This window comes from Nitrospinaceae bacterium (assembly GCA_018669005.1).
Taxonomy (GTDB): domain Bacteria; phylum UBA8248; class UBA8248; order UBA8248; family UBA8248; genus UBA8248.
This window is the reverse complement of sequence record JABJAL010000020.1, coordinates 155,507-180,310: the sequence shown is the minus strand read 5'-3', so window position 1 is coordinate 180,310 and position 24,804 is coordinate 155,507. Positions and strand designations below refer to the sequence as shown.

25 protein-coding genes are annotated in these 24,804 nt (G+C 55.0%); 23 read left to right on the top strand and 2 right to left on the bottom strand.

The features are described 5' to 3' along the window. Positions 1–15: 15 nt before the first annotated feature. From HOJ95_02900 to lpxK, 10 genes are read left to right on the top strand one after another with little or no spacing between them, the layout of a single operon-like run. The gene (locus HOJ95_02900) at positions 16–585 is read left to right on the top strand and encodes an OmpH family outer membrane protein (protein ID MBT6393632.1); all 570 of its coding nucleotides are present in this window, start codon (positions 16–18) and stop codon (positions 583–585) included. 1 nt (position 586) lies between these two features. Further along, positions 587–1,594: a UDP-3-O-(3-hydroxymyristoyl)glucosamine N-acyltransferase gene (gene lpxD, locus HOJ95_02895; protein ID MBT6393631.1), complete on the top strand. Its 1,008-nt coding sequence runs from the start codon at positions 587–589 to the stop codon at positions 1,592–1,594. Beyond that, positions 1,591–2,037, top strand: a complete 447-nt coding sequence (gene fabZ, locus HOJ95_02890) for a 3-hydroxyacyl-ACP dehydratase FabZ (protein MBT6393630.1) — start codon at positions 1,591–1,593, stop codon at positions 2,035–2,037. The genes lpxD and fabZ overlap by 4 nt, the downstream gene beginning before the upstream one ends. Next, on the top strand, positions 2,034–2,816 hold the full coding sequence (lpxA, locus tag HOJ95_02885; GenBank protein MBT6393629.1) for an acyl-ACP--UDP-N-acetylglucosamine O-acyltransferase: 783 nt from the start codon (positions 2,034–2,036) through the stop codon (positions 2,814–2,816). Before fabZ ends, lpxA begins: the two co-directional genes overlap by 4 nt. Positions 2,817–2,839: 23 nt before the next feature. Beyond that, complete coding sequence (locus tag HOJ95_02880) at positions 2,840–3,808, top strand: Gfo/Idh/MocA family oxidoreductase (GenBank protein ID MBT6393628.1); 969 nt, start codon at positions 2,840–2,842, stop codon at positions 3,806–3,808. Positions 3,809–3,820: 12 nt separating this feature from the next. Next, on the top strand, positions 3,821–4,651 hold the full coding sequence (gene lpxI / locus HOJ95_02875) for a UDP-2,3-diacylglucosamine diphosphatase LpxI (GenBank protein ID MBT6393627.1): 831 nt from the start codon (positions 3,821–3,823) through the stop codon (positions 4,649–4,651). After that, positions 4,648–5,802: a lipid-A-disaccharide synthase gene (lpxB, locus tag HOJ95_02870; GenBank protein MBT6393626.1), complete on the top strand. Its 1,155-nt coding sequence runs from the start codon at positions 4,648–4,650 to the stop codon at positions 5,800–5,802. The genes lpxI and lpxB overlap by 4 nt, the downstream gene beginning before the upstream one ends. Beyond that, positions 5,799–6,536, top strand: coding sequence for a lysophospholipid acyltransferase family protein (locus HOJ95_02865; protein ID MBT6393625.1), 738 nt, complete (start codon positions 5,799–5,801; stop codon positions 6,534–6,536). The genes lpxB and HOJ95_02865 overlap by 4 nt, the downstream gene beginning before the upstream one ends. After that, entirely contained in the window at positions 6,536–7,849 is a 1,314-nt protein-coding gene (locus tag HOJ95_02860; GenBank protein ID MBT6393624.1) for a 3-deoxy-D-manno-octulosonic acid transferase, read from the top strand. Before HOJ95_02865 ends, HOJ95_02860 begins: the two co-directional genes overlap by 1 nt. After that, positions 7,842–8,924 carry a tetraacyldisaccharide 4'-kinase gene (gene lpxK, locus HOJ95_02855; GenBank protein ID MBT6393623.1) on the top strand — a complete coding sequence of 361 codons (1,083 nt, stop codon included), beginning with the start codon at positions 7,842–7,844 and terminating at the stop codon, positions 8,922–8,924. The genes HOJ95_02860 and lpxK overlap by 8 nt, the downstream gene beginning before the upstream one ends. A gap of 2 nt (positions 8,925–8,926) precedes the next feature. Here the strand turns inward: lpxK and lptG are convergent, their stop codons facing one another. Both lptG and HOJ95_02845 read right to left on the bottom strand, forming a co-directional pair. Continuing rightward, positions 8,927–10,015 carry an LPS export ABC transporter permease LptG gene (gene lptG / locus HOJ95_02850; protein MBT6393622.1) on the bottom strand — a complete coding sequence of 363 codons (1,089 nt, stop codon included), beginning with the start codon at positions 10,013–10,015 and terminating at the stop codon, positions 8,927–8,929. Continuing rightward, positions 10,012–11,277, bottom strand: coding sequence for a YjgP/YjgQ family permease (locus HOJ95_02845; GenBank protein ID MBT6393621.1), 1,266 nt, complete (start codon positions 11,275–11,277; stop codon positions 10,012–10,014). The genes lptG and HOJ95_02845 overlap by 4 nt, the downstream gene beginning before the upstream one ends. A gap of 245 nt (positions 11,278–11,522) precedes the next feature. On the opposite strand from HOJ95_02845, the gene waaF reads away from it, so the two are divergent. The 13 genes from waaF to HOJ95_02780 are packed head-to-tail and all read left to right on the top strand — an operon-like array spanning position 11,523 to position 24,771. Further along, positions 11,523–12,596, top strand: coding sequence for a lipopolysaccharide heptosyltransferase II (gene waaF / locus HOJ95_02840; GenBank protein MBT6393620.1), 1,074 nt, complete (start codon positions 11,523–11,525; stop codon positions 12,594–12,596). Further along, the gene (locus HOJ95_02835) at positions 12,593–13,183 is read left to right on the top strand and encodes an HAD family hydrolase (GenBank protein ID MBT6393619.1); all 591 of its coding nucleotides are present in this window, start codon (positions 12,593–12,595) and stop codon (positions 13,181–13,183) included. Before waaF ends, HOJ95_02835 begins: the two co-directional genes overlap by 4 nt. After that, the gene (locus tag HOJ95_02830) at positions 13,180–14,166 is read left to right on the top strand and encodes a sugar kinase (GenBank protein MBT6393618.1); all 987 of its coding nucleotides are present in this window, start codon (positions 13,180–13,182) and stop codon (positions 14,164–14,166) included. The genes HOJ95_02835 and HOJ95_02830 overlap by 4 nt, the downstream gene beginning before the upstream one ends. A 2-nt stretch (positions 14,167–14,168) precedes the next feature. Beyond that, positions 14,169–14,672, top strand: coding sequence for an adenylyltransferase/cytidyltransferase family protein (locus HOJ95_02825; protein MBT6393617.1), 504 nt, complete (start codon positions 14,169–14,171; stop codon positions 14,670–14,672). After that, positions 14,669–15,733 carry a glycosyltransferase family 9 protein gene (locus HOJ95_02820; protein ID MBT6393616.1) on the top strand — a complete coding sequence of 355 codons (1,065 nt, stop codon included), beginning with the start codon at positions 14,669–14,671 and terminating at the stop codon, positions 15,731–15,733. Before HOJ95_02825 ends, HOJ95_02820 begins: the two co-directional genes overlap by 4 nt. 27 nt (positions 15,734–15,760) lie before the next feature. Next, complete coding sequence (locus HOJ95_02815; GenBank protein ID MBT6393615.1) at positions 15,761–16,708, top strand: NAD-dependent epimerase/dehydratase family protein; 948 nt, start codon at positions 15,761–15,763, stop codon at positions 16,706–16,708. After that, the gene (locus tag HOJ95_02810) at positions 16,705–16,902 is read left to right on the top strand and encodes a Trm112 family protein (GenBank protein MBT6393614.1); all 198 of its coding nucleotides are present in this window, start codon (positions 16,705–16,707) and stop codon (positions 16,900–16,902) included. The genes HOJ95_02815 and HOJ95_02810 overlap by 4 nt, the downstream gene beginning before the upstream one ends. Before the next feature lie 3 nt (positions 16,903–16,905). Continuing rightward, positions 16,906–17,724: a glycosyltransferase family 2 protein gene (locus tag HOJ95_02805; GenBank protein MBT6393613.1), complete on the top strand. Its 819-nt coding sequence runs from the start codon at positions 16,906–16,908 to the stop codon at positions 17,722–17,724. Continuing rightward, entirely contained in the window at positions 17,711–18,820 is a 1,110-nt protein-coding gene (locus HOJ95_02800) for a glycosyltransferase family 4 protein (protein MBT6393612.1), read from the top strand. The genes HOJ95_02805 and HOJ95_02800 overlap by 14 nt, the downstream gene beginning before the upstream one ends. After that, entirely contained in the window at positions 18,808–19,968 is a 1,161-nt protein-coding gene (locus HOJ95_02795) for a glycosyltransferase family 4 protein (GenBank protein ID MBT6393611.1), read from the top strand. The genes HOJ95_02800 and HOJ95_02795 overlap by 13 nt, the downstream gene beginning before the upstream one ends. Next, on the top strand, positions 19,965–21,773 hold the full coding sequence (locus HOJ95_02790; GenBank protein ID MBT6393610.1) for an ABC transporter ATP-binding protein: 1,809 nt from the start codon (positions 19,965–19,967) through the stop codon (positions 21,771–21,773). Before HOJ95_02795 ends, HOJ95_02790 begins: the two co-directional genes overlap by 4 nt. Continuing rightward, on the top strand, positions 21,770–22,975 hold the full coding sequence (locus tag HOJ95_02785; protein ID MBT6393609.1) for a glycosyltransferase family 4 protein: 1,206 nt from the start codon (positions 21,770–21,772) through the stop codon (positions 22,973–22,975). The genes HOJ95_02790 and HOJ95_02785 overlap by 4 nt, the downstream gene beginning before the upstream one ends. Further along, a complete protein-coding gene (locus HOJ95_02780; protein ID MBT6393608.1) occupies positions 22,972–24,771 on the top strand; it encodes a carbamoyltransferase in 1,800 nt (599 codons plus the stop codon). The genes HOJ95_02785 and HOJ95_02780 overlap by 4 nt, the downstream gene beginning before the upstream one ends. The last annotated feature ends 33 nt before the right edge of the window (positions 24,772–24,804 follow it).

The following is a 24,804-nucleotide window of genomic DNA, read 5'->3' as shown; positions in this document are numbered from 1 at the left end:
GGGAGAAGAGTTGTGTTGAAACGTAATTTAATTTGTGTTTTTCTATTTGGAATTGTCTCTTTTGTTTTTGGATTTGGAACGGTGGTTTTCGCTCAAACGCGTATTGCCGTGGTGGATGTGCAAAAAGCAGTTGCTGGCTCCGATGCGGGTAAGAAGGCGAGAGCCACTCTTGAAAAAGAAAAAAAACGTCTTGAGGTGGATCTCATCAAAAAAAGGACGGTCCTTGAGGGCATGGTGAAAAATATTCGTGAACTCCAACTGGAAGTTCAGCGAAAAGGCCCAATATGGCGCAAAGAGGAGCGGGACAGGAAAGTAGAGAACCTGCGCCAGCAGCGGAGGACTTTCTCCCGCCAGGAAGATGAACTCAAGCGCCTTGTGCAGGAGAGTCAGAGGGACCTCCAGTCCCGCCAGCGTAAACTGATGGGTGGCCTCCTCAAGCAGACCCGCGAGGTGGTGCTTGAAATTGCACAGGAAGGAAAATACGATTTGATCATCGACAGGACCATAGGTGGCGTCCTGTATGTAGATAAAAAGGTGAATATTACCGACCAGGTGATTAAGCTTTACAACAAAAAGAAGAAATGAGATGCGCCTCGCCGAGATCGCCGAGAAGATTGATGGGGAACTCATAGGCGAAGGCGGGTTTGAAGTGCGGGATGTCGCAGAATTCGAGGCGGCCGCGCCAGATACGTTGAGTTATGCCGATTCAGAAAAGCAGATGAGTAAGCCCACCGATGCTGGTGCCCTCATTGTTCCACCGGGCGTGGAGCCTGGGCGCCCGGGTGTGCGTTGTGAGAATCCGAAACTAGGTTTCGTCCGCGCTGTTGCCCTTCTCCGGCCTGAAAAAAAAGTTATTCCCGGAATTCATCCCTCAGCTGTAATCGATGAGACCGCCAGCATTGGCGGCGGTGTGTCCGTTGGTGTGGCCGCGAGTATCGGGGCTGGCGCGAGTGTCGGCGACGGCTGTGTTATTGGAGCAGGGGCCCGTATTGGGGATGGGGCTGAGCTTGGCTCCGATAGTGTTGTTCATCCTAATTGTGTCATTTATCCGGGTGTCTCCATCGGAGCGCGTGTCATACTTCATGCTGGAGCCGTGATCGGCTCTGATGGATTCGGATATGTCCCGGATGGCCGGGGCGGGGTGGAAAAATTCCCTCAAACGGGCACCGTTGTAATCGAGGACGATGTTGAAATCGGGGCTTGCGCAGTTGTGGATCGAGCCTCAATTGGTGAAACGCTGATTAAGCGCGGGTCCAAGATCGACAATCTTGTGCAGATTGCCCACAACGTTACCATTGGTGAGGGATGCCTTATTGCGAGCCAGACGGGTATTTCCGGAAGCGTGACGATTGGCCGTGGGGTCGTTATGGGGGGCCGTGTGGGGGTTGCCGATCATGTCGAGATTGGAGATGGGGCGATGTTCGGCGCCATGTCGGGTGTTTCAAAAAGTCTTGAGGGAGGTAAAGTCTACCTCGATGCACCCGCCGTCGATATTTCGGAGGCGCGTCGACGTTTGGCTGTGTATTCTCGTTTACCGGAAATCGCGCGCCGCTTGGCCAGTGTCGAGAGAAAACTGGAGGAAAACGAAACTTGATATCTCCCGAAGAAATTCTTGAATTGCTTCCGCATCGCTATCCGATGCTGCTGATCGATAAGGTTCTCGAACTAGATACCGAGGCGGTTTCGATTGTCGCTATAAAAAACGTTACGCGTAACGAGCCGTTTTTTAACGGGCACTTTCCTGATAATCCGATTATGCCTGGCGTCATGATGATTGAGGCTATGGCTCAGGCGGCGCTTCTTTGTATTTTTGGGACAAAGCTTGCCGATCCATCTGCTGAGTTTCGTTTCGCCGGAATCGAGCAGGCAAAATTCCGACGGGCCGTCGTGCCAGGTGATCAGCTTCGCATCGAGGTGAAGCTTCTGCGGCATCGCTCGTTTCTCTGGAAAGTGGATTGCGTCGTGAAGGTGGAGGATGAAACGGCTGTCGAGGCCGTGCTTACCGCCCATGTCATCGAGGCCCCGTCAGAGTCGTGAGCACCATTCATCCGGCGGCTCATGTCGATCCTAAGGCCTCGATTGGCGATGATGTGTGTGTTGGCCCCGGCGCCGTTATCGGCCCCGACGTCCAGCTAGGCGATGGTTGCGAGATTGGGGCGCATGTCGTAATCGAGGGGCAAGCCGAGTTAGGCCCTGGCTGCCGGATATTTCCGAGTGCGGTTATCGGTACCGAGGGGCAGTACACTAATCTTGACGGGCCGGGTGGCAGGGTTGTGATCGGCGCGCGCACGGTCGTACGAGAGATGGCCACAGTTCACCGCTCAATCAAGGAAGACGGTCTTACCCAGGTTGGCGAGTCGTGCTATTTGATGGTTCTCTCGCATGTCGCTCATGACTGCATTCTTAGCGATCGGGTGATCTTAACGAATTCAACGTCCCTGAGTGGCCATGTGGAAGTGGGAAACGATGTTTTTATCACAGGTTTAGTGGGGATACATCAGTTTGTACGTATTGGTGAGGGCGTTATTCTGACGGGGCCCTCCGCCGTCCGTAAGGATATCCCGCCTTTCACGAATGCAGATGGAAATCCGCCCGTAATCAGAGGGCTTAATACCATTGGCCTGAGGCGAACCGGGGTGTCAGCCGAAGTACGGGGGCATCTGAAACAGGCCTACCGAATTCTCTTTGATGAAGCAAAAATCGTGGAAGATGCCCTTGGCCGGATAGAGGAGGAACTCCCTCTGGGACGCGAGATCCAATCCGTGTTAGACTTTATGCGTTCTTCCGAAAGGGGAATTTACAGGGGCGGAGTTTAGTTTTTAATGCTCGGAGATGTGAAATGGATTTGTTGCGTATAGGTGTGGCCGGTGTTGGCCATATGGGAAGCTACCATGTGGCCGCGCTCAGCGAGATAGTGGATGCGAATCTCGTCGCACTGGCGGACCCTGATGAGAGCCGCGTTCGCGAGTTGGCCGATAAATTTGGGGCAGAGTCTTTTTCTCGCCCCGAGGATCTTATCGGGAAAGTCGATGCGGTTATTGTTGCCGTGCCGACTGCACATCACTACCGCGTGTCCAAGATGTTTCTTGAAAATGGAATTCACGTTCTCGTAGAAAAACCCATATGCAACGATGTTGAAGAGGCCCGAGAGCTATTCCGTATCGCCACGGAAAAGAAAAAAGTCCTCCATATTGGCCACGTCGAGCGCTTCAATGGTGCGGTGCAGGAGTTGTCCGAGATTGTTAGCAATCCGAGTCTAATCGAATGTCGCCGTCTGGGCCCTTTTGTTTCGCGGGCAAAGAACGATGGCGTGATACTTGATTTGATGATCCACGATTTGGATATCATCCTCCGGTTAGTGAGCGAGGATGTGACATCGCTTTCAGCGAACGGCGCCATTATCGTGAGCGATAGGGACGATGTGGCGAACGTGCAACTTCAATTCTCCGGCGGCTGCATTGCCACGTTCACGGCAAGTCGCATCACCCAGCACAAGGTCCGTACGCTTTCGATTTCGCAGCCTGATGCTTTCATACGGCTTGACTATGCAGATCAGGAACTCAGAATTTATCGCCAAGCGTCGAGCGAGCGTACCCTTTCGCGCGAGGAACTTAAGTACAGTGAACAATCCCAGGTGGAGCGCATGTTTGTTCACAAGGATAACCCCCTGAAACTGGAACTCAGATATTTCCTTTCTGCCGCCGAGGCGGGCATCGTGGTTACTGATCCCGAACGTGAATTGCGTTCGTTGGACGTGGCCTTGCGTGTTTTAAAGATGCTTGACGTGCCCGCCCCCACAACGATTTAACGCTTCCCGAATATGTCCGACCCCCGAGAGCGGATAGGGCTTGTCGCTGGCACAGGCTCCCTGGCTGTTGAATTTGCCTCCAGGGCCCGAGAGCGAGGATGCGAGGTTGTTGTTGTGGCCTTATCGGCCTCGGATCTCGATTCCCTATCGGATATCGCCACCTCCAGTGCCCATTTTTCACCCTTGCAGCCAAAGAAAATTATGGCTTTTTTTCACTCAGAAGGCGTTCGGCGTGTCGGTTTTGCTGGCAAGGTGGAAAAGAATCTTCTCTTCCAGGGATTGAAATTCGATTTTGAGGCGCTTCGCTTCATGTACCGGGTCAAGAACCTGGCAGACATTACCATCATGGATGAAGTGCTCGAATTCGTTGGAAAAAATAATCTTGAAGTCATTCCCCAAACAGAGTTTCTCGATCACCTTCTCGCACCCGAGGGCCAGTTTGGTAAATTTCCCATCCCCGCAGGGGAGGAGGGGGAGGTTCGCTACGCTTTTCAAATGGCGCGAGAAATTGCCCGCCTCGACATTGGACAGACCCTTGTTGCCAAAAAAGGTGCGGTGGTTGCGGTGGAGGCCATGGAGGGCACCGATGAGACAATTCGGCGCGGATGCGCTCTGGCAGGAACCGGTGCGGTCGTTTGCAAGGTTGCCCGGCCTGATCAGGACGCTCGCTACGATATTCCGACAGTGGGGCCCGCTACACTCAAGGTGGTGAAGGAAGGCGGCGCCTCGATACTGGTTGTCGAGGCTGGTGCAACTTTTCTTATCGACAAAGAAGCGCTCATCAAGGACGCAGATGCTGCGGGTATCGCCCTGGCCGGATGGCGGAGTGAAGAGGAAAAATGAGTGCCAACGACGTCCGGTTTATGGTTGTCGCCGGCGAGCCCTCGGGCGATCTTCACGCGGCGCGTCTTATCCGGGCTTTATCGACTGAGATACCCGGCTCCAGCGCTTTCGGCGTGGGCGGCAACGAGATGCGGGGCGTGGGTGTCGAGATACTCCACGATTGCGGACCGCTTGATGTCATTGGTTTTGGTGGCGTACCCAAGGTTTTACCTGCGCTGCTACGCATCAAACGCGATTTACTCTCCCGCGTCCGGGCCTCGCGGCCCGCAGCCGTTATTTTGGTTGACTATCCGGGTTTTAATCTTTCTCTCGCCAAATCCTTCAGTAGACTTCCCGAACCCCCGCAACTCATCTACTTCATTCCGCCCCAGGTATGGGCCTGGAAAACTGGTCGCGCTCGAACCCTCGCCCGTATATGCGATTTAATATTGACGATTTACCCATTCGAGCCGCCTATTTTTCGCCGCGAGGGGGGGCGGGCTGAATTTATTGGAAACCCCGTGGCTTATGCGCTACGAGATGCCCCCTCCAGACAGGAGGCGCGAGCCGAGCTCGGAATTTCCGATAGTGATCGGGTGGTGTCTTTCTTGCCGGGAAGTCGCCGTAGCGAGATTACACGTCTCCTTGAGCCGATGATGGATTCTAGTGAAATTTTGGAAAAACAGTTTCCCGGGACGATTTTTCTGATGTCCGAGGCCGAGGCACTTACAGAGGGCACAATTCAGAAAATGCTGGCCACAGGGCGCGTTCGAGTAGTCCGGGGGAGCCAACATTCGCTTGTTCGTGCTTCGGACGCCACCGTTGTTGCGAGTGGAACGGCGGCCCTCGAATGTGCTCTGCTCGGTACACCGATGAATGTTTGCTATGCGGGAGATGTTTTCAGCTATCTATTGGCGAAATATTTTTTCCTTCAAGTGGATTTCATCAGTCTTCCCAACCTGCTGGCGGGGTGGGAGGTTGTCCCCGAGTTGCTTCAAAAACAGGTTAGGGGAGATAAGATTGCCGCCTCGCTTGCCTCTCTTCTCGATGATTCTGAGACGCGGGAGCGGCAACTCCGCGTGTTTGGGGAAATACGAGAGACTCTCGCGGGAGCGGATCCGTATGAGCGGGCGGCCACAAGCATCCGTATGGCGTTGGAGAAAACGACGTGAGCGGCGAGATGAGTACCTCCGATACTCCGGGCTACGATGAGTGGGGTTGTGATCCGAGGGCGCCGATTTTCAGCCGCCTGGGGGCGGGTGCCATTGCTCTTTTTTTGCGTCTCATTTACGCGACCCTCAGGAGCGAAAGCACTCAGCCCGAGATTCACAGGGAAGTGGAAGCGTCGAGGGGAGAGCAATGCATCGGCGCTTTTTGGCATCGCCACGTTGGGATCGCCCCCTATTTTTCGACGCCGTTTCCTTGGGTATGTTTGGCAAGCCGTAGTCGTGATGGAGAGCTTCTGGCACGTATCATGTTTCATCTTGGCGGCAGAAGCGTCCGAGGCTCCTCGGGTCGGATGGACGGACGAAACAAGGGGGGCGCCTCCTCGCTCCGCCAGCTTGGTCGTCTTGCCGGAAATGGCACGTTCCCGATTTTCACGCCTGATGGTCCCAATGGCCCCCAGGATAAGGTGAAACCGGGCGTGATTTTCCTGGCTGCCCAGACGGGCCTTCCTATTTACCCCGTTGGTTTTGCCACCTCCCGTGGCGTTCGCTTGCCCACCTGGGATAAAACCCTCATCCCCCTTCCCTTCGCCAGAGCCGTTATTTCTTACGGGGAGCCGTTGAAAGTCCCCTCCTCGATAGACGGACCAGAGCTTGAAGTGCATCGCGCAGAGCTTGAGAGGCGTCTTCTGGACGCAAATGAGCAGGCTCGCCTCGCCATCGAGAACGGTGGTACGTGATGGAAGCCTTTGTCTATATCATCTACAACTCGGCGATTTTTCTGCTGTCACCGCTGCTTGTTTTGTATTTTTTTTCTCGTTCCTGGCAGCGTGGCCGCTCGTTGGTGGGCATGGCCGAGCGCCTGGGCCGTGTTCGTCATCTTCCTCCGGCGAAGGCGGGTGGACGACTGTGGCTGCATGCCGTTTCGGTGGGTGAAGTTGGAGTGGCGGCGATACTGGTGCCCGAGATTTTGAAAAGATGCCCGCACCTTCGCATTGTTATCTCGACGGTTACAGATACTGGCCGCGAGGAGGCGATGAAGATCGATGGTGTCGAATATGTTTTCTATCTTCCCTTTGATTTTCCCTTTTCTGTACGAAGTGCACTTGAGCGGATATGTCCAACTGCGATGGCCATTGTCGAGACAGAATTGTGGCCGAATCTTGTATGGCACGCGGCACGGCGTGGGCTGCCCGTGTGTATCGTCAACGGGCGCCTCTCGGAAAATTCGTTTCGGGGCTACTTGCGGGTGCGACCGTTGTTCTTCTCCGTTTTGGGAAAGCTGGTAGGCGTCGCGGCGCGTGGTGAGGCCGACGCGATCCGCTATCGTGCCCTGGGTGCATCTGGGGTGTTTGCAGCGGGGAACGTAAAATTTGACGTGCCCGCCGCGCATGTTGTAGACGATCCGGAACATCTTAAAGAAAAATTTGGCTTGGGGGGTGCAGATCCGATTATTGTGGCTGGGAGCACGCATCCGGGTGAGGAGGAGGCGCTGGCTCGGGCGATATGCACTCTCAGAGAGCGTTTCGGACGCCTTGGCGTGTTGGTCGCCCCGCGCCATTTGCCTCGGCTGGCGGATGCCGAGGAGGCCCTGCGCCGCGGGGGGGTCGATCCTGTCCGCTGGAGTGAATTAAAAGATAAAACGGCTGTGGGTCAGGAAGGTGGACAGGTTGTTCTTCTCGATACCATGGGACAACTAGGGGAGGCGTATGAATGCGCCACTGTCGCCTTTATCGGAGGCAGCATCGTTCCCCACGGAGGGCAGAATCCCATTGAGGCTGCACGGTGGGGTGTTCCGGTAATATTTGGGCGGCATATGCAAAATTTCTCGGAAGTGGCTGGTGGCCTCATTGAGGTAGGCGGGGCGTTTCGGGTGGAGCGCCCCGAGGATTTGGCCGAGGCCTTTCTTCCCCTGTTGAGTGATACGAGTGCTCGCACTGCGGCGGGTGCCTCGGCGTGGAAGTCGGTCATGGCGAACCGCGGGGCGGCCGGGCGCGTAGCCGATTATCTGGTGGAAATGTTGAAAACCTCAAGGAACGATCAAAATGCTTGATCGAGGTGGGCTACTGCTGGCGCTTGAGGGAGATGAGCGCGCACCGCTATGGGCGCGTTTGGCTCTCGCGGGGCTGGCTCCCGCCGGATGGCTTTGGGGCGATGTCATGCGCCTTCGCCGCTCATTATATGAAGCCGGATTTGGAGGCAGCGAGCAGCCCGCGTGTCCTGTTGTTTCGGTAGGCAACCTGACCCTTGGGGGCACGGGCAAGACCCCGGCGGTTGCCTGGCTTGTCTCGCGGCTGATTGAGGCGGGGGAGCGACCGGCGATGGTCAGCCGGGGCTATGGGGGCAAGGGGCGCGAGGTCCGTATCGTGAGCGAGGGCCGGGGAAATGTGCTCTCCTCGCCGCCAGCCTCGGACGAGGCGGTGTTGATGGCGAGGATGTTTTCCTCTGTGCCGGTGGTGACGGGAAAGGATCGCCCCGCAGCGGCACGTCGGGCGGAGGCGCTAGGTGCCGGGGTGATAGTTGTGGACGATGGATTTCAACATCTCGCGCTCAAGCGCTCCTTCGATTTGGTGGTGCTCCGAGGGGATCTACCCTTTGGAAACGGTCGCATGTTTCCGGCCGGTTTGCTCAGGGAGCCTCTTCGTGCGCTCCAAAGGGCAGGGGCGATTTTAATCACGGGCGAGGCGGTCCCGGGCATTAGAGAAAAGGCGAGTTCTCTGGCGCCTGAGGCAGAAATTTTCGAAGGTAGACTCGCACCCTCGGCCCTGGTCAATCTCGAAGGGTTAGCCATTGGTAGTCTTGATGACCTTCGAGGTACCGGCATCGTTGCGGTGAGCGGTATTGGAAACCCCGATGGATTTCTCCGTACACTTGAGGGGTTGGGAGCTAAAATTTTGAAGAATCTTGCCTTTTCCGATCATGCAGTTTATGGGGAGGTCGAGGTGGCGCGAATTGCTGCTGCGCTAAAAGAGACAGGAGCGGAGCTTGTCGTGGCGACCGAGAAGGATGCTGTCAAACTCACAGATTTGCCGGGCACCAAGCCTTTCAGGGCCCTTCGCGTTGAGTTGGAGATAGAAGGAGGCGATGAGTTAGAGCGCCTTATTCTCAATTCGCTCGAGCGCAGTTAACCTCAGGCGCGTACATGGGTGAGAAGGTACGTGCCGCCCATGAGGAAGATGACGTTCGGGCCCCAAGCCGCCACGAGCGGAGGCAGGCGGCTGGCGTGTCCAAGAGAAATCCCTACGTAAAACAGAATTAGATAGCCCGCACCGATAGCGATGGTCATGGCGACGCCCAAGGCGACGCCGCCGCTTCTGTTGGACCGAATTGAAAATGGTACGCCCACAAGGGCGAGAACGAAGCAGATGAAAGGGGTGGAGAGTTTTGCCCACAGGTCTACGATATATCGGGTGGTGTCAACGCCGCTGCTTTGCATTGCCGTGATGTAGTTTCGAAGTTCTGCCCAACTCATCTCCTCGGGTTTTTTCCCTGATTGTTTGAAGTCGCTGGGCACATCCTTCAGATCAAAATGCGTCGCAGTGAAGGCCTCTTGCGTGATGTCTCCCTTCTCGTCGAAGCGGTGGATTAACCCGTCGTCGAAGCGCCAGCGCTTGACGTGAGGTATCCACTTGGCCTCCTTGGCGTCGATTCGCTGATAAAGCCGGTTTTCCTCGTTCAGGCGATAAAGTGTGACGCCCAGCATTCTGTCTTTGAAAGGGTCGAAAATATTTATTTGCCAAATGGTGTTGTCCTCGGAGCGATACCAGATTTTATTCGTGCGATTGTAGCCACGGGGGGCTATTTTCTTTACCTTCACCTGCCATATGTGATTTACACGCTGATTGGAGGCGGGAACGATATATTCGTTGGCAACGAATGTGATGATCGCAATTCCAAAACTCGCGATGAGTATCGGGGTGACCATGCGGTAGATGCTTGCCCCGCATGCGCGCATGGCGACAATTTCATTTCCTCGCGAGAGCAAAAGAAGCGAGAGAACACTAGCGAGGAGAACAGTCAAGGGAATTGAGAAAATGATGAGCTGAGGGATCTTGAATAAAAAATAAAGAAGTCCGTCGACGAAAGCGGCTTTTTTTTCGACGAGATCGTCGATACGCTCGATGAATTCGGCCATCAGGAAAAGCGTGATAGCGCCCGCCTGACAAATGCCGACGAATCGAAAGAATTGGGTAAGAATATACCTGCTGAGAATACTCATGCCGTCTTCGGGTTAAGCCAGTCGGATATGGGGAGCCGCCCGGCGAGTTTGAGAAGAAAACCGAAAATATCGACTGCGCCTTTTCTGATTACCATTTGTCCGGCCCCTGCCGCAACGGCGAGAAGTAAAGTGATTGGTCCCCATGCGGCGACTATAGCGGGAATGGTCCCGCTCTCTCCTAGCCCCTCGGTGAACGATGAAATGATGTAGTAGGCGAATACGACAATGAGACTGAGGGCAAAGCCCCCGTGCCTGCCCGAGCGGCGGTTCTGCACGCCGAGCGGCGCGCCTAGCAATGCCAGTGCAAGGCAGGCAAATGGGGTGGCGAATCTTTGGTGGAATTCGACTAGAAACGAATAATAACGTCCTGATCCTGGTTTTGCCGCAGTGATTTTTTTTCGCAGCTCGCTGATCGGCAACCCGCGGAGTCGAATTCGAAGTGCCTTTCCGTTTCCGAGCGACTGAGTCAAGTTCAAATTTAGATCGTAGGTGCCGAAGCGAACGACCTGATATTGATTCTCGCTGAGGGAGGTTTTTGGGTCTAATAGGGGTGCACTCTGTCCAGCCGCCGAGGGGCGCGCGTTTTTTTTCTTCTCATCCGTGACGGCGTTGACCTGATGGGTGGTTCCGTTGACGAGCCGAAGTATCATTCTCTTGCCCACGGGGTCCCTGATGACAATGCCCTGTTCGGCGAAGATTACCTGTGTATTTCTATTGTCACGGGAGTCAGAAATTAAAATCCCGTGCATTATTTTACTCTCGCGAGATGATTTTCGGATATAGATGATGAGTCCATCGAACGTGTCATTGAATACTTGCTCGCGGATCTCGAAAGCCGAGGCCTGATTCTTGAGTATTTGGTAGCGTAGATCGACTGTCGCCTGGTGGCTCCATGGCAGGCCGAACATCATTAAAAGCGCACTGATAATCGCAGATAATAAGCCTACTATAGCCACTGGCACGAGCTGGGAGTACAGGCTCATGCCAGATGCCGTCATGGCAACGAACTCGCTATCATTCGATAGGCGGCTGAAAGCCAGAATGCTGGAGACGAGGGTAGACATAGGAAGCGTGACTAGCATCAGCACGGGTAAGATGGTGAGAAGAAGCTGGCCGACCGTGGCTATCGGGACGCCCTTGTTGATGACGAGGTCGGTCAACTGGACCATGCGGTTTAAGAGGAGCAAGAACGTCAGCAGAAAGATACAGAGCAGAAAATAACTAATGATCTCCCAGAGAATGTAGCGGTGAAGCTTCTTCAAGAGGGAAATCTCCCTGGTGCGGCGGTGATTTGTGATACTGCTGGGGCGCATACTAGCAAAATCCCGCGCCCGCCCCTACATGCGGCGTGAATAAAGGGCCGGTATTGTCCTATCGTGGGTTACAAACCCTTTGATTCCGCTTGAATTGCGATAGCTCGCTGAAATTGATAGCGTTACAGCCAGCTCCCGGACTCGTGCCCATTTCGGCCTCAAGGGGTTTCGGGCGCCTTGTTGGAGGGATGCAGGTGGCGGGTTTATCGGATGGGAAGGGAAGGCGGCAGCTTGTAATCGCACCGAACTGGATTGGTGATACGGCTATGGCCGCCCCTTTTTTTGCCTCCCTCCGTGCGGCTTATCCCAATGACCGGCTTGAAGCGCTGGCCTCCCCCTGGAGTGCCGGGCTGCTGGATGTTTATCCGTGGGTGGATAAAGTTCATCGCATGGCCAGCGGCAAGTGGCGAACATTTTTTGCATCTCGCCCGCTGCGGCGGGGAGGGGAAATTAGCACCCTCTGGCTTCTGCCTAACAGTTTTCGCTCGGCGCTCCTCGGGTTTTGGCTGGGCGGCGTGAATCGTATTGGCTATGCTACGGGCGGTCGGGGTGCTCTTTTGACTCATGCCCCTTCTCCGCCACCAGAATCACCGCCCCCCCACCTGATTGACTATTATTTGGGGCTTTTGGAGGCTGAAGGGCACCAACCTGCCCACCGGGAGACTACACTGCCCGTAGCGCCTGTCGCAGCAGAATTTGTGGACAAGTTACTTGCCGATGAGGCACTAAACGGCGATGGGCCGCTGATTGGATTTCATCCGGGAGCGTTTTTTGGAGGATCGAAGACCTGGCCACCTGAGTCATACGGAGACTTGGCCCGGAGGCTGGCAGCAAAAACCCGAGCGCGCGTTGTTGTCATGGGCGGGCCCGATGAGGTGGAATTGGCCACCCGGGTGTGCGATGCGGCGGGTAGTGCAGCAGTTAATCTTGCGGGCAAGGATACACTTGGGGCGCTTCCTGCAATTTTAGCTCGCCTGAGTGTTTTGGTATCTGGCGATACGGGACCGCTCCATATCGCGGCGTTGGTGGGAACACCGACGCTCTCGCTGTTCGGGCCGACCGATCCACGCCGAACAGCCCCACGCGGACTTGCCCACATTTTGTTGCAGCGAGATCTGGCGTGCAGCCCGTGTTTTAAGCGTGTTTGCCCACTTGGTCACCATGATTGCATGAACGATATTAGCTCGGAGGAGGTGGCCGGAGAAGTGGAACGTATTTTGAACAGCGCCATGGATGAGTGGCCTACTGAAGCGAGGGCTGAGAGTTGAGCGGAAAAGTGGCGGTTTTTTTTGATCGTGATGGTGTGTTGAACAGGGAAGTAGGCTACGTAACGCATGTAGACGACTACACACTCTATCCCCGCTCGGCGGCGGCGGTGCGGTGTGTTAACGAGGCGGGCATGCTCGCTATCTTGGTGACGAATCAAGCGGGCGCGGCGCGGGGGTATTTTCCGAAGGAAATGATCGACCGCGTGCACGAAAAACTTGTGGCCGAGCTGGCGAAGGGGGGGGCGCACCTGGATGCCATTTATTATTGTCCTTATCATCCGAGTTCCGACGATCCTGAGTTGGCCATTGACTCGGACATGCGCAAGCCCAAGCCTGGAATGCTCCTTGAAGCTGCCCGGGAGCTTGGCGTCGATTTGGCCCGTTCTTATATGATCGGGGATAAATACACGGACGTGGAATGCGGCTGGGCGGCGGGCTGCCGAGGGGCCTACGTGTTGACTGGCTATGGCAGGGGCTCGCGCGACCACTTTGGCGGTGGTTGGAGCCGCGAGCCGGATATCCTCTCCGAGGATGCCTATCAGGCGGTTCAGGTAATTCTCGCGGAACGAGAAAAGAGCGGAGCATGACCCAGGGTTTGCGAGCTTATATAGACAAATTCCCCTCTCTTCGCGTGGCGGTGGTGGGGGACTTTATCGCCGATGAGTTTATTCATGGCGACACCTCTCGCATCAGTCGCGAGGCGCCAGTGATCGTTCTTGATTTCAACTCCCGTGAAATTCTTCCCGGCGGGGGCGGCAATGCCGCAATGAATACGGCCTCGCTAGGTGGTGGTGTCTCTGCCATCGGCGCCCTCGGGGCCGACCCTAACGGGGAGGCACTAAAGCAAGTTCTATCTCGCGGGGGGGTCGGGACGGGAAGTCTTTATCTTGAAGGTGAGCGGTTTACGCCGACCAAGATGCGCATTATGGCCGGGGGGCGTAACACCAGCCGCCAGCAGGTTATTCGAGTGGACCACGAACGTCAGTTGCCGATGAGTAGCTCGCTTGAGGCGCGGGTGCTTGACGCGCTGGAGGCCTTGCCGGGCGAGGGTGTGAATGCTCTCATCGTTTCAGATTACGGGCTGGGCGTGGTGACAGATGCGGTGCGTGAGATTGTGGGTCGTCTAGCTGGAAAAATGATTGTTTCTGTAGATAGCCGACACGGGGCGGATGCTTTCAAGGGTGTCACCGCAATAACGCCGAACGAGGAGGAAGTTGAGGCCCTGGTGGGTTATGTTCCCGACGAGGCGCGACTCGATGAGGCTGGCAACACATTGCTGGAGCGCACGGGCGCGCGAGCGGTCCTCATTACGCGGGGAAGCAAGGGAATGAGCGTTTTTGAGAATGAGGGCGGACGGACGGATATCCCTGTTTACGGCTCCGATGAGGCTGCGGATGTGACGGGTGCAGGGGACACGGTAATTGCTGCGTTCACGCTCTCGCTCGCCTCCGGTGCATCGGTTCCCGAGGCCGCCGAAATTGCCAATCGTTCGGCAGGTCTGGTGGTCATGAAGCGTGGTACGGCGGTCGTATACCGAGATGAACTTCTTGGGACGCTGGAGGAAGATTGAGCATGAATGAGGATTTTGATTCTTTCGGCGGAAAAGTTTGCTCGCTTGAAAAGCTGGCCGAGATCGTTGAGCAAGATAAGAAATCCGGGAAGCGCGTTATTTTCGCGAACGGATGTTTCGATCTTCTCCATGCCGGGCATATTCGCTATCTCCGGGAAGCCCGGTCGCTGGGCGATGTGTTGGTCGTCGCCGTGAACTCGGATGCCTCGGCGAGGCGGCTCAAGGGTGAGGGGAGGCCCTATACGTCCCAGAGCGAGCGCCTCGAGATTCTCTCGGCCCTCGATATGATCGATTATATTGTTATGTTTGAAGAAAATGATGTTTCTAAACTCTTGGTAACTCTAAAACCTCACGTCCAGGCGAAAGGCACCGACTACACCACAGATACAGTGCCCGAGCGCGAGACGGTGAAAAGCTATGGTGGTGAGGTGGCCATCTGTGGCGATCCCAAGGACCACTCTTCGACAGAAATCGGTTCACGCTCCGCCCATCCCGAGGCGAGATGAGCGATCGTTTCCTTATCGTGCGCCTCGGTGCTGTCGGGGATGTCGTCCATGCCCTGCCGCTGGCCTCGGCCATTCGCGCCGCTTATCCCAATGCCCATATCGCATGGGCGGTGGCGCCGGGGACGAGTCCTCTTCTTGAGGAAAATCCCGATATTAATCAAGTTTTAATCGTGGATACGAAAGCCTGGCGGTTAAAGAGACCACTCAAGGCGCTCTCGGACATTAGGCAGTGCATCGCCTCGCTCAGAGAAATTCGTGCCGACGTTGCTATTGATGCACAGGGTTTGATCAAAAGCGGGCTCATCGTTTTGGCGTCGGGAGCCGAGAGGCGTGTGGGCTTCGAGCAGCGAGCCTGCCGGGAGGGGGTGAGCGCCACCATGATGACGCACCATGCGCTCGCTTTAGAGAGGCCGCATCATGTCATCGAAAAAAATCTTTCGTTGCTTACCCAACTCGGGGTCGATATCCCGGCGAGAGAGGCGATACGGTTTGATCTGCATGAGCGGGTCGAGGAGGGCGAGACGGCGGCGTCTTTTCTCGGGCGCGAGGGGTTGTCGAACGGCCGCCCGTTGATGGTTATTCATCCCGGCGCGGGATGGGAGACCAAGCGGTGGGATGTAGCCCGTTATGCCGCTTTAGGCGATAGCTGGATTGAGATGTCTGGAGGCGGCCTTCTTCTTACCTGGGGCTCGGAGGAGGAAGAGGCGACTTGCCACCGCGTTGCAGAAACAATGCACGGCGGGGCCACAGTTGCCCCAAGGACGAGTCTTCGGCAGCTCGCCGCGCTTCTTCGCCGAGCGAGTTTTTTCGCGGGTGGCGACTCGGGGCCTCTTCATTTGGCGGCGGCTCTAGGCGTTCGGTGTCTGGCGATTATCGGGCCAACTGATCCCCTGAGAAATGGACCCTGGGGGGAAGGCCACGAAGTCCTGCATTATAGGTTGGCCTGTAGTGGATGTTATGGGAGAACATGTCCGGACATTGAGTGTCTTGACCGAATCGGGGCGGATGAAGCAATACTGGCTCTTCGGCGGTTATGGAATTCCCATGAAAAATATTGCTAAGTATGCGAAAATAAAGGGAGTTTTTGAGTGAGTACGTATTTAGTGACCGGGGCCGCTGGTTTTGTTGGCTCAAATTTATGCGAACGACTTATCGGAAATGGTGCCCGGGTTGTAGGTGTGGATAGATTTTCACCCTTCTACGGGAGAGAAGACAAAGAGGCGAATCTTGAGGCGCTGAGGAAAGCGGACGGGTTCAAATTTATCGAGATGGATCTTGCAAAGGATCCCCTTGAAAAAATTGTGTCCGGGGTGGATGGTGTGTTTCATCTTGCTGCCCAGGCAGGTGTTCGAGACAGTTGGGGCCAAGCTTTTTCTATCTATCTGGATGACAATAATCTTTCTACCCAACGTCTTTTGGAAGCTTGTCGGGATCAGACGCTAAAGGCTTTTGTCTATGCCTCATCATCGTCCATTTATGGAGACGCCCTGGAGGGCCCCACGAAAGAGGACGCTGTTCCGAGGCCTGTGTCGCCTTACGGCGTCTCGAAGTTGGCCGGAGAGCACCTCTGTTACCTGTATCACCGGAATTTCGGTATTCACACGGTGGCTCTTCGCTACTTCACTGTGTATGGGCCGAGGCAGAGGCCCGACATGGCCTTTCGCCGCTTTCTAACAGCGGGCATCGAGGGTAACGCTATATCGGTGTTTGGGGATGGAGAGCAGAGCCGGGACTTTACTTATGTTGCGGATGCCGTGGAGGGAACTTATCAGGCAATGCAGAAAGGAGCGCCAGCAGCCGTTTATAATATCGGTGGCGGGCAGCGGGCGACGCTGAACGAGGTAATCGCCCTGATGGGTGAAATTCAAGGTGTACCGCTTAAGGAGGATCGTGGGGAGGTCCAGAAAGGCGATGTTCGCCACACTTGGGCGGATACCTCGTTTGCAAAAATGGACCTCGATTTTCAACCGAAAACAAATTTGCGCGACGGCCTCAGAGCAGAGCATGAATGGCTTTTAGGGAGATTGAAAAAATGACCATAGATAAAGAGTTGCTTGAAATTCTGGCTTGTCCGGTGAGCAAGAAGCCGCTAGAGCTTAGCGAGGACGGAAATTTTCTCATCTGCAAGGATTCGAAACTCGTCTACAAAATCCAGGACGATATTCCCATCATGTTGGTGGACGAGGCCATTCCGCTCGATGAATGGGAAAAGAGCCAAGGAAAGGGGTAGGTAATGTCGGAGGTGGCCGAGCGACCAGCCGGCCCTGGGTCGTACTCCACCGAGGGTGCCAAACGCCAGCCCGTGAGTGTTGCAATTGTTGCGAGGAATGAAGCCTCTCGCATTGGCGCATGTCTTGACAGCGTATCCTGGGTGGACGAGGTCGTCGTTCTCGATAGTGGTAGCGAGGATGATACTCGTGAAATCTGCCGTACCCGAGGTGCCACGGTGCTAGAAGCCCCCTGGGGGGGGTACTCTGCACAAAAAAACCTTGCAATCGACAAGACGAGGCATGCCTGGATACTGAGTCTTGATGCCGACGAAGTTGTTACTGAGACACTCAAGGCTCAGATTATTTCAGTCCTTGAGGTGGATGGTCCGGCTGATGGCTACCGCGTTCCTCGGAAAAATATCTTTTTCGGTAAATGGCTCCGGCATGGGGACCATTGGCCCGATCATCAGATTAGACTTTTTCGAAAAAAATCCGGGCGTTTCAACGAGAAGCCGGTCCACGAGTCGGTGGATGTGGATGGAGTGGTGGTGGCTCTGTCCGATCCTCTTGAGCATCATAGCTATGATGATATCGGTGAATTCTTTGCCCGCCAGGCTCGCTACGCCACTCTTGCCGCCGAAGAATTACATATGAAGGGGCGGGCTCCAGGCATCGCTGATTTTCTCTTTCGCCCCTTTTGGCGGTTCATCAAGGGATATATCATCAAGGGCGGCTGGTTGGACGGGCGAGAGGGATTTATCGTCTCGGCTGGATATGCTTACTACGTATTTATGCGGACCGCCTTTCTTTGGGAGAGGCGTCGAGGGCGTGAAACCACTTAACATTCTTCATACTGAGGCCTCGCCGGGTCTGGGCGGCCAGGAGAAACGCATACTCCTTGAGGCGGAATCCCTCCGTAAACGGGGGCACAGTGTCCTCGTCGCGGGCCAGCCCGATAGTTTGATCTGCAAAGAGGCAGCGCAGGCTGGCATCCCTTTCCAGGGAGTGCGTATGAGGACTAGCTGGGACCCCTTGGCGTTCTCTGCTCTGATTTCTCTTATTCGGGTTTTTCGACCTGACATTATTCACACGCATAGCAGCAAGGACAGTTGGCTCGCAGGGCTGGCGGGCCGTGTGACAAGAGTTCCTGTAATCAGGACGCGCCATGTGTCGATCCCTCCGAGTAGCCATAAGTTTAACTGGGCCTATCGGCTTCCGAGCCGGATAATGACGACGGCGGAACTCATACGCCGGATGTTGATCGAAGGCGGTCTTTGTGAACCGGCGAGTGTGTCTGTCCTCCCTACGGGGGTAGATCTTTCACGTTTTCATGATGAAGTCAGGGGAAATGCCTTACGCGCTGAATTCGGCATTCCTGATGGAGCGCCTGTAGCCGGGCTTGTCGCCAACCTCCGCAAGAGCAAGGGAGTTGAGCATTTTCTGAGCGCGGCCCGTTTGATAAAGGATACGGGAAGTCCTGCTCGTTTTCTTGTAGTAGGTGAAGGACATTGGCGAGACATTTTTACGGCCCGGGCCGAAGAGCTTGGGCTGAATGATGGCACAGTTATTTTTACTGGCTATCGAGATGATATACCCGAAATCATGGCTGCGCTGGATCTGCTGATAATTGCATCGACGCGCACCGAAGGCATCCCCCAGGTAGCCCTTCAAGCCATGGCTATGGGGCTGGCTGTCGTGGGAACCAATATCGGGGGGGTTCCGGAGGCGATTTTACCAGCCGGGGCTGGGTTGGTGGTGCCGCCGGGCGATCCGGAGGCGCTGGCCGCCGCTGTCAGAGATCTGATCGAGGACGAGGAGAGGCGAGCGCGAATGGGCAAGGCTGGCCGGAAATTCGTTAACGAGCACCACACGCTTGAAATGATGCTCGATGAAACCGTTCGTATTTACAATGAGGTACTGGCGGCATGCGCCAACTGAAGATTATCCAGATAATTAGCAGTCCCTGGTGGACGGGGGCGGCTGAGCCGGCGCTTTTCCTGACCAAGGGGCTGGGAGATAGGGGACACGAACTTCATTTCATCTGCGAGGCTGGCGATAACCTTGAAAAGCAAGCCAAGGGCGCCGGATATCCGAGAGTTGAGGATGTGGTTCCGACCCGGAGTCTCAATCCCTCTCGTGTCTGGGCTGCCATCAACTCCCTGGCCACTCTGATCGATAAAGTTGATGCGGATATCATTCACACCCACCTTTCTTCTGATAATTGGCTTAGTTTTTTTGCCATCCGAAGGGCGCGCAAAAAGCCCAAACTCGTTCGGACAATTCATCATATCAGAGCTGCGAAGGCGAGCTATTTCAATAAATACCTTCTTGCCCGCTCGATGGACGCGGTTATCGGAGTGAATAACCATATCGCAGGGCTTTTAAAGACGCAGATTGAAGTACCTCCTTCTCAACTTCATATGGTTCGGGGGGGGATTGATATTGTGCGGTTTCATCCGCCCTCGATCGTGTCCAAGGTCAATGGCCGGGATATACTGGCCTTGCCCGACAAGGCGCTGCTCATAGGAATCGTATCGAGGTTGGCTCCCGACCGGGGGTTTATGAACCTTCTCGATGCATTCAAAATTGTCTCCACCGGGTCCCCCCAGGCTCATCTGGTGATTGTTGGGAAAGGGGAATATCTTCCGAGTATTAAGGAGCGTGTCGGCGCTCTCGGGTTGAAAGATCGGGTGCATTTCCCCGGATTCATAGAGGATGATCTTCCCGAGGTGCTCTCGGCGATCGATATTTTCACGCTGATGGCACCGGGCTCGGAGGGGACCAGCCGAGCACTTCTTGAGGCCATGGCGATGGGACTCCCAACCGTTGTGACCTCACATAATGGCTTGGATGAGGTGGTTCGAGACACGGTGACTTCCTATGTAGTTCCGCCGAATAATCCAGGGGCGCTGGCTGCTGGAATACAGGGCCTTGTTGCGGACAAAGGGAAACGAATTCAGTTCGGGCGGGCCGGGCGGCAGCGTGTTGAGCGGCTCTTTCATAACGGATACCGCGCGGAAATGGTCGAGAATATTTACGCCCAAATTCTGGAAATTTCGCCCTCGCCAAAGGATCTTCGCGAGTGACCCGACTAGAGACTTACCTCCGTGTCCTCGCGTACGTAAAGCCCTACCGTGTGCGATTTATCATTGCGGTTGTGTGTACGATTTTTGTTGGTGCGTTAAATGCGGTGCCCGCTCTTTTGGTTCGATATGCGGTGGACGATGTTCTCATAGCGAAAGACGTGTCCATGGCCTACCTGCTGTCGGTGGGCGTGGTCGTCATCTATCTTTTTAAGGGCGCTCTGGCCTACTGCCAAAACTATTTTATGTACTGGGTGGGTCAGCGGGTTGTAATGGATATCCGCAACGCGCTCCATCGCCATTTACTTCGCCTCCCCTTAAGTTTTTTCGACGATAAATCTACGGGTGAACTGATGGCGAAGGTCACCTACGACATCACCTTGATGCAAAAGGCTGCCTCGAGCGCGATTCGCGACATGGGCCGCCATTTTTTCACGTTCCTCGGGCTATTGTCTGTCGCAATTTATCAACAACCGAAGATGGCACTGATATTTCTTGTTATCGTTCCTCCGATAGGCGTTCTTATCGCGGTATTTGGTGAGAGAATTCGTAAGGCCACCCGCATGACCCAGGTGAAGATGGGCGACATCAACGCCCTGATGAAGGAAACCTACACCGGTATACGGGTAGTGAAAGCTTTTGGGGGGGAGGCGGCCGAGGAGGTTCGCTTTGATAAGGCAAATCTTTCTTTTTTCAGGCGGGTCATGAAGGCCATGCGGGTTCGTGCGATGACGCCCCCGATTGTCGAGAGTATCGGCGGGGTGCTCGCAGGCATGGTTCTCTGGGCTGGTGCGGGAATGATCATTCGTGGGGAGGCGACCCCGGGTCAGTTGTCTAGCTTTCTAGTTGCTTTCGGGATGATTTACGGACCGCTGAAATCTCTTTCACGCGTTTATCATACTGTGATGGAGGGAGTGGCTGGCGGTCAGGCTGTATTCGAGCTAATGGACTCCCATGTGCCCGAGGAGGTTAATTCAGGCGGACGAAAGATGGTCACTCTTACCAGTGGTATTCGCTTCTGTGACTTGTGTTTTTCCTATGGCGAGGGAGCTGTTCTAGAGAATCTTGATTTCGAGGTGCCGGTGGGATCAGTGTTTGCCTTAGTGGGACTAAGTGGTGCCGGAAAATCGACTCTACTCGATTTGATCCCACGCTTTTATACGCCGACAAAGGGACGAATAGAATTCGATGGCGTCGATGGGGCTGAATTTAACTTAAAAAGTCTTCGAGCGGGAATTGGTGTGGTGGGCCAACAGGTGATTCTCTTTGACGACACGGTGGCGGGCAACATCGCATACGGCTTTGAAGGCACAGCTTCCCGAGAAATGATAGGAAACGCTGCCCGGGCTGCGAACGCCCATGAATTCATCGAAGCGCTGCCGGATGGTTATGACACCATGCTTGGTGAGGATGGTGTTCGCTTGTCAGGTGGTGAGCGTCAACGAATAGCCATTGCCCGCTCGATACTCCAAGACCCTCCAATTTTGTTGCTTGATGAGGCGACGAGTGCCCTCGACGCCGAGAGCGAGAAAATTATTCAGGAGGCTCTGGATCGCCTGATGAAAGGGCGGACTACGATAGTCGTCGCTCATCGTCTCGCAACTGTTCGGGGGGCGAGAGAGATAGCGGTCCTGGACAAAGGGCGGATCGTGGAGCGAGGGGGGCACGAGTCGTTAATGGCCTCTGGTGGACTCTATCGTAGGCTTTGTGAGATGCAATTTTCAGTGAATAATGATGAGCCGTCCTCCCTTGAAGTTAAAGAGGGGGGAGACCCCGGGGATGGTCGCCGGGTGGAGCGGACTTCATGAGCCCGGATTCGCTGGAAACCATAGAGATGGATGAGACCGGGAGCAGTGATCGACCGCTATCTGTTTTGCAGATTCTCACCTGCCGGGGCTGGAGCTCGGACGCTTGGGCGGCGGTAAATCTTTGTCTCGGACTTCAAGAGGAGGGCCATCGCGTCCTCCTTCTCTGCCGAAATGTTGAGCGTGGCCACGCCGTAGCCGAGCGAGCTCGGAGCGAGGGTGTCAATGAAGTGGGTTTCATTGAGGCTAGCAACTATTTTCACCCGGCGAGCTATTTTCGGGACATCGGTTTTCTCCGAGGTCTTGCGCGTGAGCGCTCTCTCGATGCCGTGCATGTGCATCGAGGTGTAGAGCATTGGATCGCTGCAGCCGCTTGGCTGATGGGTGACAGACCCGTCTTGGTGCGTAGCCGCCATATTTTCGGCAATGTTCGCAGGCATGCGTTTAACAGGTGGCTCTATCGGTTTGGAACCGACCGAACGTTGTCGGTATGTGACAAGATCAGACAAGCGTATCTGGAGGGAGGTGATTTCCCAAAGGAGCGTTTTTTAACCGTGATGGGTGGCGTGAACGCGACTGCCTACGATCCGTCGAGTGGCGGTGTCTCTTTCAGGCGCGAATGGGGTATACCGTCCGAAGCGTGGGTCGTTGGTGCGGCGGGGAGTCTGCGGATGTGGATGAAGGGGCAAGATGTGTTGTTACAAGCGGTAGCCCGGATGTCCGCCTCTGGTGCCAATCCCCCCTGGGTACTTTTAATTGGCAAGGGAGAGGATTTGGATAACCTTAGGTCCCTTGCCGAGGAACTCGGAATTTCTGACCGAACTGTGATTACGGGATATCTAGAACATCTTTCAGAGGCTTTGGCGGCTTGTGATGTGCTCGCATTTCCTTCCATGCGATCGGAGGGAACAAGCCGGGTGCTCTTCGACTGTCTCGCAGCTGGCAGGCCCGTGGTGGCGAGTCGCGTCGGTTGCACTGATGAAATTGTGCGTGACGGCCAGGAGGGTATGCTGGTTCCAGCGGGAGATGACGAGGCCCTTGCGGCTCAATTGTCGATACTACGTGCGGACCCGGGCAAGGCGAGAGAGATGGGAGCCTCGGCTAGGCGGCGTGCCGAGAATGAATTTGATCGCCGTGTTGTAGCGAGAGAGATTGTAAAGATTTACCGGGAAGCGGCGCGTAACAGGAGGGTTAAAGTCGCATGAATTCTGAAGTATTAGGTTCTAACTACATACTAGGAATTAGTGATTCTCATCTCTCGACGGCTTGTCTCCTGAAAGATGGGGAGATAGTCGGTTGCGTGAGCGAGGAGCGTTTTACGAGGGAGAAGAATCAAAGCGCCTATCCCGTGCAATCCGTTACCTTTTTGCTCGAACACGCAGGCATTGAGGGTGGGGATCTTTCTGCTGTTGCCCTGTCAGGACATGAGGCGATGAACCCCGAATGGTTCGAGCGTGTGACGCGGGACGATGAATATATCGATGAGTATCTGGGAATCAAGAAAACGAGCCCGATTCGCCGTAAGGCCCGAAAGGTGGGCCAAAAGCTCAATATCGCAGGGGATGCCAAGGGGAAGAATCTGACTCCAAACGAGGAGCGGTTTCAGAAGATAGCGGATCATCTAGGCATTGAAAAAAAGATTATCCACATTATCGAACACCACACAGCGCACGCTGCTGCTGCGTACTATGCTTCTCCTTTTGCAGGCGCGGATGATGACGGGATGACGACCGTTTTGACGAACGATGCTTCGGGAGACGGGCTCTGTGCCACCTGGAACACGGCCGGGCCCGATGGTATCCACCGGATAGCCTCCTCGCCGAGCGCGGCGGGCTCTCTGGGAAGTTTCTACAGCCTCATCACGCAGTATCTGGGCATGCGCCAACTTGAGCATGAATACAAAGTAATGGGGCTCGCTCCCTATGCACCTGATTATGGTCGTGAGAAGTCCTATGACGTGCTCAAGAAGATGATAGCTTTTGAGCAAAATGACGCACCCGAATTTCGTTGGAAGATTCGCCGGGACCGCTTTCGCTACATGATGGAGAATTTGGCGAGACACCGCTTCGACTGGGTGGCGGGAGCTGCGCAGGAACTTTTCGAGGAATTGTTGCTCGACTGGGTTTGTGCGGGTATCGAGGCGGTCGGTGAGCGACGCGTTGTTCTGAGTGGTGGGGTCTTCATGAACGTCAAGGCGAATCAAAAGGTCTCGGTACTTGACGAGATTGATGAAGTATATGTTTTGCCAAGTTGCGGAGATGAATCGAATGCCATCGGGGCGGCATACTGGTTGCATGCTGAGGGCGGAAAATCCGGCAGGCGCACCAATAGCTGCGTACCATTCAAGGGTCTTTATCTGGGTCGTGATGTGGTCGAGGAGAGTATCACCCAGGCAATTTCTGATACGGGTGTGGGCGAGGCCAACTCTGTCCGTCGGTTTGATGATATAGAGAGCGAAGTGGCGCGGCTGCTCTCCATCGGAGAGGTAGTGGCTCGGGTGAAAGGGAGAGAAGAGTTTGGCGCGCGTGCCCTTGGTAATCGCTCAATATTGGCCAATCCTAAGGATTTTCAAGTTGTCACGCACATCAACAAGATGATTAAAAGCCGCGATTTTTGGATGCCGTTTGCTCCCTCGATATTAGATCGCCGGGTGGCAGATTATATCCTGAATCCAAAAGGGCTTTTCTCGCCCTATATGATGATCACATTTGATAGCACCCCGCTCGGGCGAGAGGAATTGACGGCGGCATGCCATCCCTACGACGGCACACTTAGGCCACAGATGGTCGAGCACTCATATAATCCCGACTACTATCGGCTGATAGAGGCGTTCGAAGGCCTGACCGGCATCGGGGGTGTACTCAACACTTCTTATAATTTGCATGGTGAGCCGATTGTCTCAAGCCCTGAGGACGCTATACGCACATTCGAAAACTCTGGCTTGGTGCACCTGGCTCTCGGGCAATATCTAATCTCCAAGAAACTGACCCATACTCTTTAAGCCCGCCCTGTCCTTAGATTTTCGGAGTCGCCA